The 16302-nt window shown below is 71.9% G+C and carries 16 protein-coding genes and 1 pseudogene; 12 read left to right on the top strand and 5 right to left on the bottom strand.

Annotation, left to right across the window (positions count from 1 at the left end):
* Window positions 1-14: 14 nt before the first annotated feature.
* From QF027_RS10825 to QF027_RS10790, 8 genes and pseudogenes are all read left to right on the top strand, one after another.
* Window positions 15-1253, top strand: coding sequence for an MFS transporter (locus QF027_RS10825; protein ID WP_307074168.1), 1239 nt, complete (start codon window positions 15-17; stop codon window positions 1251-1253).
* 101 nt (window positions 1254-1354) lie between these two features.
* Complete coding sequence (locus QF027_RS10820; protein ID WP_307074166.1) at window positions 1355-2014, top strand: hypothetical protein; 660 nt, start codon at window positions 1355-1357, stop codon at window positions 2012-2014.
* Window positions 2001-2813 carry a class F sortase gene (locus tag QF027_RS10815; RefSeq protein WP_307074164.1) on the top strand — a complete coding sequence of 271 codons (813 nt, stop codon included), beginning with the start codon at window positions 2001-2003 and terminating at the stop codon, window positions 2811-2813. The genes QF027_RS10820 and QF027_RS10815 overlap by 14 nt, the downstream gene beginning before the upstream one ends.
* Before the next feature lie 172 nt (window positions 2814-2985).
* Entirely contained in the window at window positions 2986-4323 is a 1338-nt protein-coding gene (locus QF027_RS10810; RefSeq protein WP_307074162.1) for an ABC transporter ATP-binding protein, read from the top strand.
* A gap of 410 nt (window positions 4324-4733) precedes the next feature.
* Window positions 4734-5183, top strand: a complete 450-nt coding sequence (locus QF027_RS10805; protein ID WP_307074160.1) for a DUF3574 domain-containing protein — start codon at window positions 4734-4736, stop codon at window positions 5181-5183.
* Window positions 5184-5284: 101 nt separating this feature from the next.
* The gene (locus tag QF027_RS10800; protein ID WP_307074159.1) at window positions 5285-6673 is read left to right on the top strand and encodes an aldehyde dehydrogenase family protein; all 1389 of its coding nucleotides are present in this window, start codon (window positions 5285-5287) and stop codon (window positions 6671-6673) included.
* 11 nt (window positions 6674-6684) lie between these two features.
* Complete coding sequence (locus QF027_RS10795; protein WP_307074157.1) at window positions 6685-7764, top strand: Zn-dependent alcohol dehydrogenase; 1080 nt, start codon at window positions 6685-6687, stop codon at window positions 7762-7764.
* 560 nt (window positions 7765-8324) lie between these two features.
* A pseudogene (locus tag QF027_RS10790) lies at window positions 8325-9263 on the top strand (MFS transporter); the annotation flags it as partial.
* Here QF027_RS10790 and QF027_RS10785 read toward each other — a convergent pair.
* The 3 genes from QF027_RS10785 to QF027_RS10775 all read right to left on the bottom strand — a co-directional run bounded on the left by QF027_RS10785 (window position 9249) and on the right by QF027_RS10775 (window position 11654).
* Window positions 9249-10187: a DMT family transporter gene (locus tag QF027_RS10785; protein ID WP_307082341.1), complete on the bottom strand. Its 939-nt coding sequence runs from the start codon at window positions 10185-10187 to the stop codon at window positions 9249-9251. The pseudogene QF027_RS10790 and the gene QF027_RS10785 sit on opposite strands and share 15 nt — an antisense overlap.
* Window positions 10188-10257: 70 nt before the next feature.
* On the bottom strand, window positions 10258-10977 hold the full coding sequence (locus tag QF027_RS10780; protein ID WP_307074155.1) for an ArsR/SmtB family transcription factor: 720 nt from the start codon (window positions 10975-10977) through the stop codon (window positions 10258-10260).
* Between the two features lie 35 nt (window positions 10978-11012).
* Window positions 11013-11654 carry a TetR/AcrR family transcriptional regulator gene (locus tag QF027_RS10775; RefSeq protein WP_266566870.1) on the bottom strand — a complete coding sequence of 214 codons (642 nt, stop codon included), beginning with the start codon at window positions 11652-11654 and terminating at the stop codon, window positions 11013-11015.
* Between the two features lie 76 nt (window positions 11655-11730).
* Here QF027_RS10775 and QF027_RS10770 point away from each other — a divergent pair, with 76 nt between their 5' ends.
* From QF027_RS10770 to QF027_RS10760, 3 genes are all read left to right on the top strand, one after another.
* Window positions 11731-12885 carry an acyl-CoA dehydrogenase family protein gene (locus tag QF027_RS10770; RefSeq protein ID WP_307074153.1) on the top strand — a complete coding sequence of 385 codons (1155 nt, stop codon included), beginning with the start codon at window positions 11731-11733 and terminating at the stop codon, window positions 12883-12885.
* 59 nt (window positions 12886-12944) lie between these two features.
* The gene (locus QF027_RS10765) at window positions 12945-13232 is read left to right on the top strand and encodes a YiaA/YiaB family inner membrane protein (RefSeq protein WP_307074151.1); all 288 of its coding nucleotides are present in this window, start codon (window positions 12945-12947) and stop codon (window positions 13230-13232) included.
* Between the two features lie 516 nt (window positions 13233-13748).
* The gene (locus QF027_RS10760; RefSeq protein WP_306983752.1) at window positions 13749-14372 is read left to right on the top strand and encodes a TetR/AcrR family transcriptional regulator; all 624 of its coding nucleotides are present in this window, start codon (window positions 13749-13751) and stop codon (window positions 14370-14372) included.
* A 4-nt stretch (window positions 14373-14376) separates the two neighbouring features.
* On the opposite strand, the gene QF027_RS10755 is transcribed toward QF027_RS10760, so the two are convergent.
* On the bottom strand, window positions 14377-14838 hold the full coding sequence (locus tag QF027_RS10755) for a MaoC family dehydratase (RefSeq protein WP_306983754.1): 462 nt from the start codon (window positions 14836-14838) through the stop codon (window positions 14377-14379).
* Between the two features lie 107 nt (window positions 14839-14945).
* Between QF027_RS10755 and soxR the strand changes: the two genes are divergently transcribed.
* Window positions 14946-15467 carry a redox-sensitive transcriptional activator SoxR gene (soxR, locus tag QF027_RS10750; RefSeq protein WP_306983756.1) on the top strand — a complete coding sequence of 174 codons (522 nt, stop codon included), beginning with the start codon at window positions 14946-14948 and terminating at the stop codon, window positions 15465-15467.
* Window positions 15468-15567: 100 nt separating this feature from the next.
* Here soxR and QF027_RS10745 read toward each other — a convergent pair whose 3' ends face one another.
* Window positions 15568-16290, bottom strand: coding sequence for a 3-keto-5-aminohexanoate cleavage protein (locus tag QF027_RS10745; RefSeq protein ID WP_307074149.1), 723 nt, complete (start codon window positions 16288-16290; stop codon window positions 15568-15570).
* Window positions 16291-16302 lie beyond the last annotated feature (12 nt).

Here is a 16302-nt window from a genome sequence, read left to right as displayed (position 1 = left end):
GGAGGACTCGAACCATGGCGCCCGGTGGGAACCGCGGCTGGCTGCTCCGCCTCGTCATCGCCTTCAGCTTCGCGCAGGGGGCGGTGTCGATGGCCCGGCCCGCCGTCTCCTACCGGGCCCTCGCATTGGGCGCGGACGAGCGGGCGATCGGTGTCATCGCCGGTGTCTACGCGCTGCTCCCGCTGTTCGCGGCGGTCCCGCTGGGCCGCCGTACGGATCACGGGCGTTGTGCGCCGCTGCTGCCCGTCGGTGTGGTCCTGATCTCCGGCGGCTGCGCGCTCAGCGGCCTCGCCGACTCGCTCTGGACGATGGCGGTCTGGAGCGGGGTGATGGGCCTCGGCCACCTCAGCTTCGTCATCGGTGCCCAGTCACTCGTCGCCCGCCAGTCCGCCCCGCACGAACAGGACCGCAACTTCGGCCACTTCACCATCGGCGCCTCCCTCGGCCAGCTGATCGGCCCGATCGCGGCAGGCGCGCTGATCGGCGGCTCCGACATGGCGGGCACGAGTGCGCTGGCGCTGCTCGTCGCGGGCGCCGGGGCGGCGGTGGCGTGCACGTCGTTGTGGCGCATCGAGCACCGCGACACGGCGGCCAAGTCCCGTACCGGACAGGCCGACCGGGTTCCCGTCGGGCACATCCTGCGGTCCCGGGGTGTACCCGGGGGGATCTTCGTGAGCCTGTCCGTGCTGTCCGCCACGGACATCCTCACCGCGTACCTTCCGGTGGTCGGCGAACACCGGGGCATCGCCCCCTCGGTGATCGGCCTGCTGCTGAGCCTGCGCGCGGCCGCCACCATCGCCTGCCGCCTGGTGCTGACTCCTCTGCTACGGCTGCTGGGGCGCGCGTTGCTCCTGACCGTGACGTGTCTGCTGGCGGCCCTGCTGTGCGCGGGCATCGCGCTGCCGGTCCCGGTGTGGGCGCTGGCCGCCATGCTCGCCGTGCTCGGCTTCTGCCTCGGCGTCGGACAGCCGCTGTCCATGACGACGGTCGTCCAGGCCGCCCCCGACGGCGCCCGCTCCACCGCGCTCGCCCTGCGGCTGACCGGCAACCGTCTCGGCCAGGTCGCCGCACCGGCCACCGCGGGCCTGGTCGCGGGGGTCGCGGGCGCGGCGGCGCCGTTCGTGATGCTCGGGACGTTGCTGCTGGTCTCGGCGGGGGTGGCGCTGCGGTCGCCGGGGCCGCCCGAAAGGACCGGGCCGGACGCTGGAAAGCGGTCGAAACGCCCGGGATTGCGCCGCACGAGCGATATCTGACGGCGCGCCGGGCGTCGATGCGTCCGACCGTTGCGCGCATAAAGGAGAGTGCTGCCGAAAGAGCGATTTGTATGGAAATCGTCTGAATCGGAGGAGCGCGCATGCCCACCCTGACACTCCCACGTACCTTCCGCGTTCGCGCGGGCGCAACTGTCGTCCTCACCGCCCTCGCCGCGGCCGGCGCGTCGTGGGTGGCGGCGCCGACCGCGTCGGCCGCGGGCGAGAACGGCGACATCCGGATCCACCGCGTGGGCGTGCTTCCCGGCGCCTCGGACGATGATCCCAAGGTCTGCAAGTTCTACCTGGATGCCGTCAACTTCGACGGCCTCACCACCATCGCCTACACCATCACGCCACAGCCTCCGCTGCCCAGCGCCGCCACCGTCGCCGGCGCCGTCCAGCTCGCGGGGGGCGCCGGTCACACCGACCCGCTGGGGATGGCGGACGGGCAGTACAAGATCACCTGGATCGTGGCGGGCGCCCCCAAGGAGAAGGTGTTCCGCGTCCACTGTCACGACGGCAAGCGCGGCGGGGAGCACCGGCCGGGCGACCAGATCGAGGACCGGCAGAGCGACGGCGCGGGCTGGGGCAAGAACGACCCCAACGGCCCGAAGGGCGGTGTGCACGCGGGCGGCGGCGGTCTCGTCGACACCGCGGCCGCGTTCACGCCGGTGACCGCCGCGGGAGTCGTCGGCCTGGTGGCGGTCGGCGGTGTTGCGTACTTCCGGCTGAACCGCCGTCGGCCCAATGGCGCCGCGTAGGCGCAGACGCAGGCCCTGGTACCGGACCCGCGCCTACCGCCTCACCAGGACGGCCCTGTTCACGGTCGTCCTGGTGACGGTGGGGGTCCGGTGCACCGGTGACCACAAGTCGACCGCGCCGTACGGGCCCGGCGGCCAGGGCACCGTGGCGGCCGCCGGTCCGGACGCCGGGGTGGCCGATGGTTCGGAGACCGGGGTGGCCGATGGTTCGGAGACCGGGGTGGCCGATGGTCCGGAGACCGAGGTGGCCCGTGGGCCGGCCCCCTCCGCCCTCGCCACGCCCACCCGCACGCCCCCTCCCCGCACGCTGCCCAGGTCCCGGCCGACGGCCTTCCGCATCCCGTCCCTGGGTATCGACGCCCCCATCACGGGCCTCGGGCTCATCAAGGGACGGGAGTTGGCGACACCACCGGTGGACAAACCGAAACTCGTGGGCTGGTACCAGGGCGGCCCCACGCCCGGCGAGCCCGGCACGGCGATCGCCGTCGGCCACCGCGACACCAGGACCGGCCCCGCCGTCTTCGCCGCGCTCGCCCAGGTGAAGCCCGGCAGAGTGATCGAGGCGGGGCGCGCGGACGGCCGTACCGCCGTCTACACCGTGGACCGGGTGAAGGTCTTCGACAAGGAGGGCTTCCCCGACAAGGAGGTCTACGGTCCGGCCCGGCGCCCGGAGCTCCGCGTGATCACCTGCGGTGGACTCTTCAAGTGGCGGACGGGCTACACCAGCAACGTCGTCGTGTTCGCCCACCTCACCAAGATCCGTGAGCCGCGGCCACCGAAGAGCACGACGGCCCGCTGAATCCGGCCGTCCGTTTTCTCACTGGCTGGACTGGAGCGTCTGATACCGCCCAGTCCCTTCCCCCGACCGGGCGCATTCCGTTAACTTCCGTGACTCACAGCCCCGTACGACCCGCCCGGGGCCTCTCGACCGCGGAGCACCAGCGCCTGATTCAGCCCTCGGGGGCACCATCATGACACGCGCCATCTCCTTGCACGACGTGAGCAAGACCTACACGCGAGGAATCCGGGTGGTGGACCGGCTCTCGCTGGACATCGCGCCCGGCGAGTTCCTCGTCCTGCTCGGCCCCTCCGGCTGCGGAAAATCCACCGTGCTCAGGATGATCGCCGGTCTGGAGGAGATCACCGAGGGCGAGCTCCGACTCGACGGCGAGTACGGCAACGACCTGCTGCCCGCCGAGCGGCGGATGGCGATGGTGTTCCAGAACTTCGCCCTCTACCCCAACATGACCAGCCGGGGGAACATCGGCTTCCCGCTGCGCATCGAGGCCCCCAATGAGGATCCACGCGCACGCGTGGACGCCACCGCCCGCATGTTGGGCATCGAGGACCTCCTCGACCGCTACCCGGGCCAGCTCTCCGGCGGCGAACGCCAGCGGGTGGCGATGGGCCGGGCCATCTCCCGCCACCCCTCCGCCTTCCTGATGGACGAGCCGCTGTCCAACCTGGACGCCAAGCTCCGCAACCACCTGCGCGCCGAAATAGCCGGGCTCACGCGGGAGTTGGGCGTCACCACGGTCTACGTCACGCACGACCAGGCCGAGGCCATGTCGCTCGGCGACCGGGTCGCCGTGCTGCGCGTCGGAGTTCTCCAGCAGGTCGGCACCCCGCGCTCGGTGTACGCGCTGCCGCGCAACGTCTTCGTCGCCGCCTTCATCGGGACCCCGCGCATCAACCTCCTGCGCGGCCTGGTCCGGGCTCCGCTGGACGGCGCGATGACCATCAGCCTCGGCAAGCAGTACCTGCGGCTGCCCGAACCCCTCTCCCTGGACCACCAGTTGCTCCGCGTCCAGCAGGGCCGCGAGGTGATCGTGGGCCTGCGGTCGGAGGCGATCCGCATCGCCAAACGGACCTCCGCGCGTCCGGGCGAGATGCCGATCACCGGCCTGGTGGAGCACGTGGAGTTCCAGGGCCACGAGGTCCTCGTCCACTTCAACACCGGCTCCCGCCCGGCTCTCGTCCCCGACCTGGAGGCCCCGCGGCCCGCTCCACGGCCGACCCGGCGGCGCCGCCGCGACGGCACGGTGCTGGAGCGTCTGCGGGATCGCGCGGGCTCCCTGCGGGCGGGCCCGGTGGTGGTCCTGGAGGACCCGCCGGACTCGGGCCCCGAGCCCGCCCCCTCCGACGCCCGCCTCCCCGGTGACCTCGTCGTCCGCACCACCCCGGACCTCGACCTCCGCCGCGGCATGCAGGTCCCCCTCCTCGTCGACATCTCCCACCTCTTCGTCTTCGACCAGCACGGAGAACGCATCTGCCCGTCCCCGGACCACCTTCCGGACCTGGACGAGTGACGGTCCGGGTGGGTGAGGGTACGGCTCGGCGTGGGGCCCGCCATCGCTCCGCCGGCCGGCCACCTCCTTCGGCCCCGCCCGCCGTCGTTCTGCCGCGTCGCTTGCGGGTGCCTGGGCGCCGGCTGCTGTCGTTCTGCCGTGCTGTCTCTGTTCGTCCCGGCCCCGCCCGTCGTCGTTCTGCCGTGCCGTCTCTGTCCGTCCCGCACCCCGGCCCGCCGTCGCGCTGTCTCTGTTCGTCCCGGCCCCCCACCCGCCGCCGATCCGCCGTGCCGCCTCCGCTCGCCCCGGCCCCCCGCCCAACCCCTGCACCGCCCTCCCGGCCGTCCCTCCCGGCACGCCTTCGGCCTGGTGGAGTGAACCGAGGGCGCGGCAGCCGGGCCCGGTGGCGGTGTCCCGCTAGGCAGAGGTGCATGAACGTGCACCTCACCAGCACCAGGGCGCTCCTCACCGGCGCCGCCCTCCTGCTCGCCGCCGCGCCCACCGCCTACGCCACCCTCGCCGAGGCCGACTCCTCGGTGCCGGAGCACGGGGTGCCGTACGTCGAGACCCAGCTGTTCTTCGGCACCGAGCGGCCCGGTGGGGGACCGGCGGTCACCGACCGGCAGTTCATGGCCTTCGTCGACAAGGAGGTCACGCCCGGCTTCCCGGACGGCCTGACCGTGCAGTCCGGGCGCGGGCGGTGGCGGGACGTGAGCGGGAGGATCTGGAAGGAGCGGTCGTACGAGCTGATCCTGCTGTATCCGGTGGAGCGGGCCTTCGCGAGCGACCGGAGGACAGAGGAGGTCCGGCGGGCGTACGAGAAGACGTTCGGGCAGGAATCCGTGGGTCGGGTGGACGACCGGGCCCGCGCCGACTTCTGATGTCCGTGGACGGTCCGGTCCCGCTCTGGCGCGAAAAAACTATCGTCGCTAGTTTATGAGCCGGACGACACCACGCACGGCCCAGCCCGGGAGGACGCACCATGAAGGCGCACGACGGCATGTACATCGACGGCGAGTGGCGCCCGGCCACCGGCCCGGACCTGATCGAGGTCGTGAACCCGGCCGACGAACAGGTCATCGGCCGGGTCCCGGCCGGCACCGCCGAGGACGTGGACATCGCCGTACGAGCCGCCCGCGCCGCCCTCCCGGCCTGGGCCGCGACCGCACCCGCCGAACGGGCCGCCCGCCTGGCCGCCCTCCGGGACGTCCTGGCCGCACGCAAGGACGAGATCGCCGAGACCGTCACCGCCGAGCTCGGCTCGCCCCTGAAGTTCTCGCAGAACGTCCACGCCGCCCTCCCCGTCGCGGTCGCCGCCTCCTACGCGGAGCTAGCGGTCACGCATTCCTTCGAGGAGAAGGTCGGCAACTCCACCGTCCACCAGGAGCCGATCGGCGTGGTCGGCGCGATCACGCCCTGGAACTACCCGCTCCACCAGATCGTCGCCAAGGTCGCCCCGGCCCTCGCCGCGGGCTGCACGGTCGTGCTCAAGCCCGCCGAGGACACCCCGCTGGTCGCCCAGCTCTTCGCCGAGGCGGTCCACGAGGCCGGCGTCCCGGCCGGCGTCTTCAACTTGGTCACCGGCCTCGGCCCGGTCGCGGGGCAGGCGCTCGCCGAGCACCCGGACGTGGACCTGGTCTCCTTCACCGGCTCCGCCGCGGTCGGACGGCGGATCGGCGCGACCGCCGGCGCCGCCCTGAAGAAGGTCGCCCTGGAACTCGGCGGCAAGTCCGCCAACGTCATCCTGCCGAGCGCCGACCTCGCCAAGGCGGTCAACGTCGGCGTCGCCAACGTGATGTCCAACTCCGGCCAGACCTGCAGTGCCTGGACCCGGATGCTGGTGCACACCGAGCAGTACGACGAGGCCGTCGAACTCGCCGCCGCGGCTGCCGCGAAGTACGGCGAGCGCATCGGTCCCGTCGTCAGCGCCAAGCAGCAGGCACGGGTGCGCGGTTACATCGAGAAAGGCGTGGCCGAGGGAGCCCGGCTGGTCGCCGGTGGCCCCGAATCCCCCCGTGACCAGGGCTACTTCGTCGCCCCGACCGTCTTCGCCGACGTCACCCCCGATATGACCATCGCGCAGGAGGAGATCTTCGGCCCGGTCCTGTCCGTCCTGCGCTACGAGGACGAGGAGGACGCCCTGCGCATCGCCAACGGCACGGTCTACGGCCTCGCCGGCGCCGTCTGGGCCGGCGACGAGTCGGAGGCGGTGGCCTTCGCCCGGCGGATGGACACCGGCCAGGTCGACATCAACGGCGGCCGCTTCAACCCCCTTGCCCCCTTCGGCGGTTACAAGCAGTCCGGGGTGGGCCGCGAGCTCGGCTCGCACGGTCTCGCCGAGTACCTCCAGACCAAGTCCCTCCAGTTCTGAGGAGCCTTCCCGTGGTTCGTGCCGCTGTTCTTCCCGCCGTGGGCGCTCCTTTGGAGGTCACCGACATCGACCTCCCCGACCCCGGTCCCGGCCAGGTCAGGGTCCGTCTCGCCGCCGCCGGGGTCTGCCACTCCGACCTGTCCCTGTCCAACGGCACCATGCGCGTCCCCGTCCCGGCCGTCCTCGGTCACGAGGGCGCGGGCACGGTCGTCGCCGTGGGGGAGGGGGTCACCGGGGTGGCGCCCGGCGCCGGTGTCGTCCTCAACTGGGCGCCTTCCTGCGGCAGTTGCCATGCCTGCTCGCTCGGTGAGGTCTGGCTGTGCGCCAACGCGCTCAACGGCGCCGCGGACGTCTACGCCCGCACCGCCGACGGCACCGACCTCCACCCCGGCCTGAACGTCGCCGCGTTCGCCGAGGAGACGGTCGTCTCCCAGTCCTGCCTCCTGCCCCTTCCCGAGGGCATCCCGCTCACCGACGCGGCCCTGCTGGGCTGCGCGGTCCTCACCGGCTACGGAGCCGTCCACCACGCGGCCCGGGTCCAGGAGGGCGAGACCGTTGCGGTGTACGGCGTCGGGGGAGTGGGCCTGGCCGCGCTCCAGGCGGCCCGGATCGCGGGCGCCTCGCGGATCGTCGCGGTCGATGTCTCCCCGGAGAAGGAGGAGTTGGCGCGCGCGGCCGGAGCCACCGACTACGTGACCGCCTCCGATGACACGGCCCGCGAGATCAGGGGCCTCACCGGCAAACAGGGCGTCGACGTCGCCGTGGAGTGTGTGGGCCGCGCGGCGACCATCCGCACGGCCTGGGACTCCACCCGCCGCGGCGGCCGTACGACGGTCGTCGGCATCGGCGGCAAGGACCAGCAGGTCACCTTCAACGCCCTGGAGCTCTTCCACTGGGGCCGCACCCTCGCGGGCTGTGTCTACGGCAACTCGAACCCGGCCGAGGACCTCCCGGTGCTCGCCGAGCACGTACGGGCGGGCCGCCTGGACCTCGGCGCCCTGGTGACGGAACGGATCGCGCTGGACGGGATTCCGGCGGCGTTCGACAACATGCTGGCGGGCAAGGGCGGCCGGGCGCTGGTGGTGTTCTGATCGACGGTTGCCCGGACCCCCACCTCGGGTGCTCCGGGCAACCTTCCCGCACAACCGTTGACCCCATACCGTCCGGTCAGTATGTTCAGCCGCCAACGTCCCCACGCACCCACCGGAGTGTGCACCGCATGGACACGGCCCCTTCCGCTCACCGTTCCTGAAGACTGAGCAGGAGTGAGCCCATTCAGCCGCACGCCCCGAACGGTCTTGGGCGCTCCCCCACTGCCTTAAGGGCGTGGGAGGTACCCCCAGGTCCCCGGCGTACTCGACCCCGGACGGCGACACGCATCCTGTGCGTGGTCCGGTCCCGGGAGGCCAGTTCCCTGCGCGACCTGGCCATGTGGCTACGGCCAGAGGCGACGGGGAGGCCCCGGACCATCTCTCTGGTAGAACGGGGGCCCCGCACACTGGCGCCGTACCCGGCGTCCCAGATCGCACGATCACGATAACGCGATCGGCCCAGGGCCCCACAAGCCCGGAAACCGACCATCACCCGATCGAGCTAACTCGACCTCGTGCACACACTCCGGCGAGCAGCTACCACCCCACTTCCGTAGCACCTCCGCGTCGTCCAAGGCGTCGCGGTCGGCGCGCAGTGGGGCGGCGCGATGCTGCTGGCCACCGAGTACGCCCCCGAGGGCAAGCGCGGACTCTACGGCAGCGTCGTCCAACTCGGCGTCCCCATCGGCGTGGTGACCGCCAACACGGTGTTCCTGCTGGCCGGGGCGTTCACCACGGACGCCGGGTTCGCGGCCTGGGGCTGGCGGGTCCCGTTCCTCATCGGCCTGTTCGTCCTCGCGCTCGCCTGGTACATCCACGCCAAGGTCGAGGAGACCCCCGAATTCCGGAAGGCGGAACAGGAGTTGGCCGCCAAGGAGAAGAGCGCGCAGAACTCCCCGCTGCGCACGATCCTGCGCCACCACCTCGGCACGGTGCTGCTCGCGGGCGGCTCCTTCGCCGTGAACACCGCGACCTTCTACATCATGATCACGGGGGTCCTCGACTACACCACCCGCGAACTCGGCATGCGACGCAGTGCCGTTCTCACCGTCTCGCTCTGCATCAGTCTCACCCAGCTGGTGCTGATCCCGGCCGCCGCCGCGCTCTCCGACCGCCTCGGCCGGATCCGGATCTACGCCCTCGGCGCGGTCGGCATCGCCCTGTGGGCGGTCCCGATGTTCCTGCTCATCGACACCGGGTCGCTGCTGTGGCTGGCGGTGTCCACCTTCGTCGCCGGTAGTTTCCTCAGCATCATGTACGGCCCTCAAGCCGCCCTGTTCGCCGAGCTGTTCACGCCGGAGATGCGGTACACCGGCGCCTCCCTCGGCTACCAGATCGCCGCCGTGTTCGGCGGTGGGCTCGCGCCCTTCCTGATGGTGCTGCTGCTGGAGACGACGGGCACGTCGATGGCGGTGTCCGGGTACATCATCGGGCTCTCGGTGATCGCGCTGCTCTGCATCAAGGTGCTTGCGGGCAGGGCGCGTTCACGCGGGGTCTGAGGCGCTCTCGGACTGCGACTCCGGCACCGTCACCGGGGCCGGGACCGTCCGCCGCGCTCGGGAGCGGGACACCGCCACACCTGCGAGGCACAGCGTCCCGCCCGCGAGCGTGAGCAGACCCGGGACCTCGCCCAGGGCCAGCCAGGACATCAGGACGACCAGGGCGGGCACCGCGTAGGTGGTGGCGCCCATGCGGCTGGCGGTCGTACGGGCGAGCGCGTAGGCCCAGGTCGTGAAGGCCAGGGCGGTCGGGAACACGCCCAGGTAGACCATGTTGAGGGTCGCCGAGGCCGGGGCGTCGGCCGCCTCCGACACCAGTTGGCCGGCGAACGGGAGGCAGACGACGGCGCCGGTGAAGCAGCCGAACGTCGTCACCTGCAGCGGGGTCGCGGAGCCCAGGGCCGGCTTCTGTGCGACGACTCCGCCGGCGTAGGCGATCGCCGCGAGCAGGCAGAGGATCACGCCGAGTACCGAGGCGCCGCCGTCGTCCGACATCGACAGGCCCACGGTGACCGCGCCGGCGAAGGAGACCGCCATTCCGGCCAGCAGCCGGGGCGGCATCGCGTCTCCGAGCAGCCGGGCGCCGAGCAGGGCGATCAGGATGGGGCCGATGTTCACGACCAGGGCCGCCGTACCCGCGTCCACCTGCTGCTCGCCCCAGTTCAGGACCACCATGTAGAAGCCGAACCACAGGACGCCGGAGACGGCGATGCCGCGCCAGGCGGAGCGTGGCGGGAGTCCTTCCCGGCGGATCAGGCAGATCACGCCCAGAGCGAGTGCGCCGGACAGGAGCCGGCCGAGGGCCAGGGCGCCGGGGGAGTAGGCGGCGCCCGCGCTGCGTATGGAGACGAAGGCGGAGGCCCACAGGACGACGGTGACGGTGGCTGCGCCGGCTGCGAGGAGTTCGGTGCGGCGGTGGTTCATCATGCTCCTGAGGGTAGGAAGGGAAGAGCGCGGAAGCTCGCGGGTTTCGGACGGGTCGGCCCTGGCAGCCTCAGCGCAGCGTCTGAGCGTCGATTCCCAGGAGTTCGGTCAACGCCCGTTCTCCTGTCGCTGTCACCTTCACCGCTCGCTCCGAGCCGATGCGTACGCACCAGCCTTCGGCCAGGGCGTGCCGGCACAGGGCCGCGCCCGCGACCCCTGCCAGGTGCGGGCGTCGTTCGGTCCAGTCCAGGCAGGCCCGGGCCAGGGGGCGCCGGCCCTTGCGGTCGAGAGAGATGCCCGTGGCCTCGAACCACGCCAGACCCGCGCCCGTGAGGGCGAAACCCGTGTCCTGCCGCAGGAGTCGGCGGGACGTCAGCGCGTCCGTCACCGCGATGCCCAGTCGCCCCGCCAAGTGGTCGTAGCACGTGCGGCCCCGGGCCATCGCCGAGCCCGCGCTCGACTCCCGCAGGTTGCGCGGGCGTGGGACCGCGTCCGGGGAGACCTGTGCCGCCAGGTCCTCCACCAGGTGGGCCACCCTCGCGTCGGCCAGCCGCACATACCGGTGGCGCCCCTGCCGCTCCTCCGTCAGCAGCCCGCCCGCGACCAGCTTGCCCAGGTGTTCACTCAGGGTGGATGCGGCCACACCCGCGTGGCGGGCCAGCTCGCCCGCGGTCCAGGCCCGGCCGTCGAGGAGGGCCAGGAGGCAGGCCGCCCGGGTCTCGTCGGCGATCAGTGCGGCGAGCCTCGCCAACTGAGGTGCCTGCGGGTCCTTGGTCATGTGTTCCAGCATCGCGGAGAGATACTTCGGCGCCCACCGAAATATGCCTACGCGGTGGGTCCGACCTGCTCGTACTGCTGGGCAAGGCCGTCCAGCAGAGCCCTGAGCCCCGTCTCGAAGGCCCGCTCGTCGATCTTCTCCTGCTGCTCGGCGAGAAGGTGCGCCTGGCCGAGATGGGGGTAGTCCGCGGGGTCGTAGGCGCTCTTGTCGTCGACGAATCCGCCCGCGAAGGAGCCGAGCGCCGAGCCCATGATGAAGTACCGCATCAGCGCGCCGATGGACGTGGCCTGCGCCGGTGGCCAGCCCGCGTCGACCATCGCGCCGTAGACCGCGTCGGCGAGCCGGAGGCCCGCGGGGCGGCGGCCGGGGCCGCGGGCCAGGACCGGGACGATGTTGGGGTGGTCGCGCAGGGCGGTGCGGTAGGAGACGGCCCAGTCGTGCAACGCGGTCCGCCACGCGCGGCCGTCCTCGAACATCGACAGGTCGACCTGGGCGCTCACCGAGTCGGCGACCGCCTCCAGGATCTCGTCCTTGGTGCGGAAGTGGTTGTAGAGCGACGGTCCGCTGACGCCGAGTTCCGCCGCCAGTCGGCGCGTGGACAGCGCCGCGAGACCTTCCGCGTCCACGAGCGCGCGGGCCGTCTCGACGATCCGGTCGGTGCTGAGGAGGGGCTTGCGCGGTCGGGCCATGGCGCACATAGTAGGGCTGCGGAGTGGAAACTAGCAGTGCTAATTTAAGGGCGCGGCTCTCAAGTGAGGTGATCTCGTGGTCGACCTGGGGTTGAGTGAGGAGCAGGCCGCTGTCCGGCGGCTGGCGCGGGAGTTCGTGGACCGTGAGATCGCCCCCCACGTCATCGCCTGGGATCGCGCCGAGGAGGTCGACCGGGCCATCGTCAAGAAGCTCGGCGAGGTCGGGTTCCTGGGGCTGACGATCGACGAGGAGTACGGCGGCTCGGGCGGCGACCATCTCGCGTACTGCCTGGTCACCGAGGAGCTCGGGCGCGGTGATTCGTCGGTGCGTGGCATCGTCTCCGTCTCGCTGGGGCTGGTGGCCAAGACGCTCGCCGCCTGGGGGAGCGAGGAGCAGAAGCGGCGGTGGCTGCCGGGGCTCACCTCCGGTGAGTACGTCGGCTGCTTCGGCCTCACCGAGCCCGGCACCGGGTCCGACGCGGGAAACCTCGCCACGCGCGCGGTGCGGGACGGCGACGACTACGTCATCGACGGCACCAAGATGTTCATCACGAACGGGACGTGGGCCGACGTGGTGCTGCTGTTCGCCCGGTCGACCGAGGCTCCGGGCCACAAGGGCGTCTCCGCCTTCCTCGTGCCCACCGACACGCCCGGTCTGACCCGCCGCACCATCCACGGCAAGCTCGGCCTGCGTGGACAGGCCACCGCCGAACTGGCGCTTGAGGGCGTGCGCGTGCCCGCCTCCGCGATGGTCGGTGAGGAGGGCAAGGGGTTCTCCGTCGCCATGTCCGCGCTGGCCAAGGGGCGGATGTCGGTGGCGGCCGGCTGTGTGGGGATCGCCCAGGCCGCGCTGGACGCGGCCGTCCGGTACGCCGGTGAACGCGAGCAGTTCGGCAAGCCGATCGCCGGGCACCAGCTCGTCCAGGAGCTGATCAGTGACATCGCCGTCGACGTGGACGCGGCCCGGCTGCTGACCTGGCGGGTGGCCGATCTGATAGACCGCGGGCTGCCCTTCGCCGTCGAGTCCTCCAAGGCCAAGCTGTTCGCCTCGGAGGCTGCGGTGCGCGCCGCGAACAACGCGTTGCAGGTGTTCGGCGGTTACGGCTACATCGACGAGTACCCGGCGGGCAAACTGCTGCGCGATGCCCGGGTGATGACGCTGTACGAGGGCACGAGTCAGATCCAGAAGCTGGTGATCGGGCGGGCTTTGACGGGGGTCTCGGCGTTCTGAGTACCGTCTGAGTACCTGAGCGGATGTGGCCGGGGTCACGGACGGCCGAGACTCTGGCCATGAGTGACACACCGGTCAAGCAGCAGAACACGGCCGCCTTCTACGGCCAGGCCGTCGCCTCCTTCGGCGTGGCCATGGCCGCCACGGCCGTCGGCATCTTCCGCCTGAACGCCGACGCCTGGGTGCGCGGCTTCCTCGCGATCGCCGTCCTGTACCTCGTCACCTCGGCCTTCACCCTGGCCAAGGTGATCCGCGACCGCCAGGAGGCCGGCCAGATCGTCAGCCGAGTCGACCAGGCCCGCCTCGAAAAACTGCTCGCCGAACACGACCCCTTCGAGAAGCTGTGACGGGGGCGGGTCGGGGAGGGGTTTGACCCGGGGGTTGGCTTCGAGTGGTCGGGTGACGGCTGGGCTGGTGGGGTCTGGTCCGGGGTTGGCTATGCGGGGGGTCAGGCCTGGGGTCGGTTTTGAGTGGTCGGACAGCGTCCGGCTTCGAGGGGGCGTGGCCCGGGGTCGGCTTGGCGAGGCTCCGACCCCGGCCGGCCTGGCCGGACGCACGGCGTGGACCGCAGCAGCGGGGGCGCGGGGCGAGGCTTTACGAGGCCTCGGCACCGTCGGCTTCGAACGCCCCGACCGCACCCGCCTCGAGCGGTCTCGACTGTGCCCGCACTTCGAGTGACTCGCCCTGCTACCCGCGTCCGGTGGAGCTGCGGCCCGCACGTCGCTGCTCCGGCTCGCGGCTTGCGCCCCGCTGTGCCGGCCCCGCTCCGCACCCCGCTGCTCCAGCCGCGCAGCGCGGGGTGGCTAAGCGCTCGCTCAGGTTCGGCGGTATGGTGGGGGTCTGACAGTGGAGAGGGGCGTGCGATGAGTACGGCGGAGGAGACGGCCGGCGGCGAGACGTCGGCGTGGGGCGAGGTCACGCCCGACGCGGCGCGGCGGCTGCTCGTTGCCGCGGTGGAGGCGTTCGCCGAGCGCGGCTATCACGCCACCACGACCCGGGACATCGCGGGCCGGGCCGGCATGAGCCCGGCCGCGCTCTACATCCACTACAAGACCAAGGAAGAGCTGCTCCACCGCATCAGCAGGATCGGCCACGCGAAGGCGCTGGAAATCCTCCAGGTCGCGGCCCGCCGCGAAGGCACCGCCACCGAGCGGCTCACGGACGCCGTGAGCTCCTTCGTCCGCTGGCACGCCGGCGGCCGTACCACGGCCCGCGTCGTCCAGTACGAACTGGACTCGCTGGGCCCCGACGCCCGTGCCGAGATCCTCGCGCTGCGCCGGCAGTGCGACGCCGAGATCCGCGGGATCATCGAGGACGGCGTGGCCTCCGGCGAGTTCGACGTGCTCGACGTGAAGGGCACCACCCTCGCCGTCATGTCGCTCTGCATCGACGTGGCCCGCTGGTTCAACGTCGACGGTCCCTGGACGCCCGACGAGGTCGGCGCGCTCGACGCCGACCTCGTACTGCGGATGGTGCGGGCCAAGTAGCCGCCTACAGGTAGTACCGCGACACCGACTCCGCGACGCACACCGGCTTGTCGCCGCCCTCGCGCTCCACGCTGAAGGCGACGGTGACCTGGACACCGCCCGCCACGTCGTCGACGCCGGTGATCTGCGCGGTGGCACGCAGGCGGGAGCCCACGGGTACCGGCGCGGGGAAACGCACCTTGTTCGTCCCGTAGTTGACCCCCATCTTCACGCCCTCGACCTTGATCAGCTGCGGCCCGAACAGCGGCAGCAGGGAGAGGGTGAGATAGCCGTGCGCGATCGTGGTGCCGAAGGGACCCGCGGCGGCCTTCTCCGGGTCGACATGGATCCACTGGTGGTCGCCGGTGGCCTCCGCGAACAGATCGATGCGCTTCTGGTCGACCTCCAGCCAGTCGGTGTACCCCAACCGCTCGCCCACCGCCGCCTTCAGGTCGTCCGCACCCGTGAAGATCCTCGGCTCTGCCATGTCCCGGCCTCCTCGCCACATCGTGTCTAAGCGACTGCTTAGCATGGTCGGCCGGGGTCCCCATGTCAACGGACCGCGAGGGTGACGGCATGGGTAGGGTTCGAGGGGTGCCCCAGATTCCCGAGAAGATCCATGAGCTCACGGTCGGCCAGCTCGCCGCCCGCAGCGGTGCCGCCGTCTCCGCCCTGCACTTCTACGAGTCCAAGGGCCTGATCCGCAGCCGCCGTACCTCGGGCAACCAGCGCCGCTACTCCCGCGACGCGCTGCGCCGGGTCGCGTTCGTCCGGGCCGCCCAACGCGTCGGCATCCCGCTGGCCACGATCCGCGACGCCCTCTCCGAACTGCCCGAGGAACGGACCCCCACCCGCGAGGACTGGGCCCGCCTCTCCGAGGCCTGGCGCTCCGAACTCGACGAACGCATCAAGCAGTTGAACCGTCTGCGTGACCATCTGACCGACTGCATCGGTTGCGGCTGTCTCTCCCTCGACACGTGTGTGCTGTCCAACCCGGACGATGTGTTCGGCGACCGGCTGACGGGGTCACGGCTGATGGTGGAGCAGAGCGGGGGCCGGCGGACGAACGGGCGCCGGGAGCGGGAGCCGCAGGAGACGACGGACGAACGCTGCTGAGTCGTCGTACGGGCAGTGGGCCACCCGCCCGGCACGCGACACCCGGCTCTGCCGAAAGGCCGCCGTACCGAACAATATGCGCCGAACTCCTCGGTCTGCCCTACGACGAGCGCTGGGCCCGCCCGTACTGGGCCAGTGCCGCGGCCACCAACTGAGCGTTGGACAGGGCCCGTCGGCCGTCCGGCAGGACCAGCGTGTCCTCCAGGCCCACTCGGGTCGCGAGGCCCAGGCGGCCGGCCAGCCGCAGCACCGGCCAGGCGCCGACGTCCTCGCCGTGCAGCAGCACGGGGCGGCCGTGCGCCGGACCCAGCGCGGCGAGGAGCGTGCGCGCGGAGGTCTTTGCCTCGTCGGTGTCCGTCACCTCCGCGAGGACCCGCAGCACCTTCGGCCCGAGCGGCGACACCGCGAACCTCGCCGCCGCGTCCGTCCCGGACCAGATACCGGCCTCCACACCGACTCCGAGGTCGATCAGTGCGGCGGCGATCTCCTCGGCACCCGGCTCGTGCCAGTTCACCGAAGCGTGGTCGGGAAGCACGGTCCAGCCCCGGACACGGGCGAGCCGGGCCGCGGGGTCCGGTTCCGCCCAGGCGCCGGTGGTCACTCCGACCGGGACCGACACCCGCGCACGGATCGCCTCAAGTGTCGCCGCGACCACCCGCGGCGACAGACTGTCCCGCCCACAAGGTGTCTTGGGGTGGACATGGATGTCCGTGGCGCCCGCCGCGACGGCCTCGGCCGCCGCCTGCGCCATGGAGTCGGGCGTGAGCGGCACCGCCGTTCCGTCGGCGGCCCCGCGCGGGCCGTTGAGACACACCTGCACCATTCCTCGATGGTG

Source organism: Streptomyces canus (assembly GCF_030816965.1).
GTDB lineage: Bacteria > Actinomycetota > Actinomycetes > Streptomycetales > Streptomycetaceae > Streptomyces > Streptomyces canus_E.
Note: the sequence above shows the minus strand (reverse complement) of the source record. Positions and strands in the feature narration are given on the sequence as shown.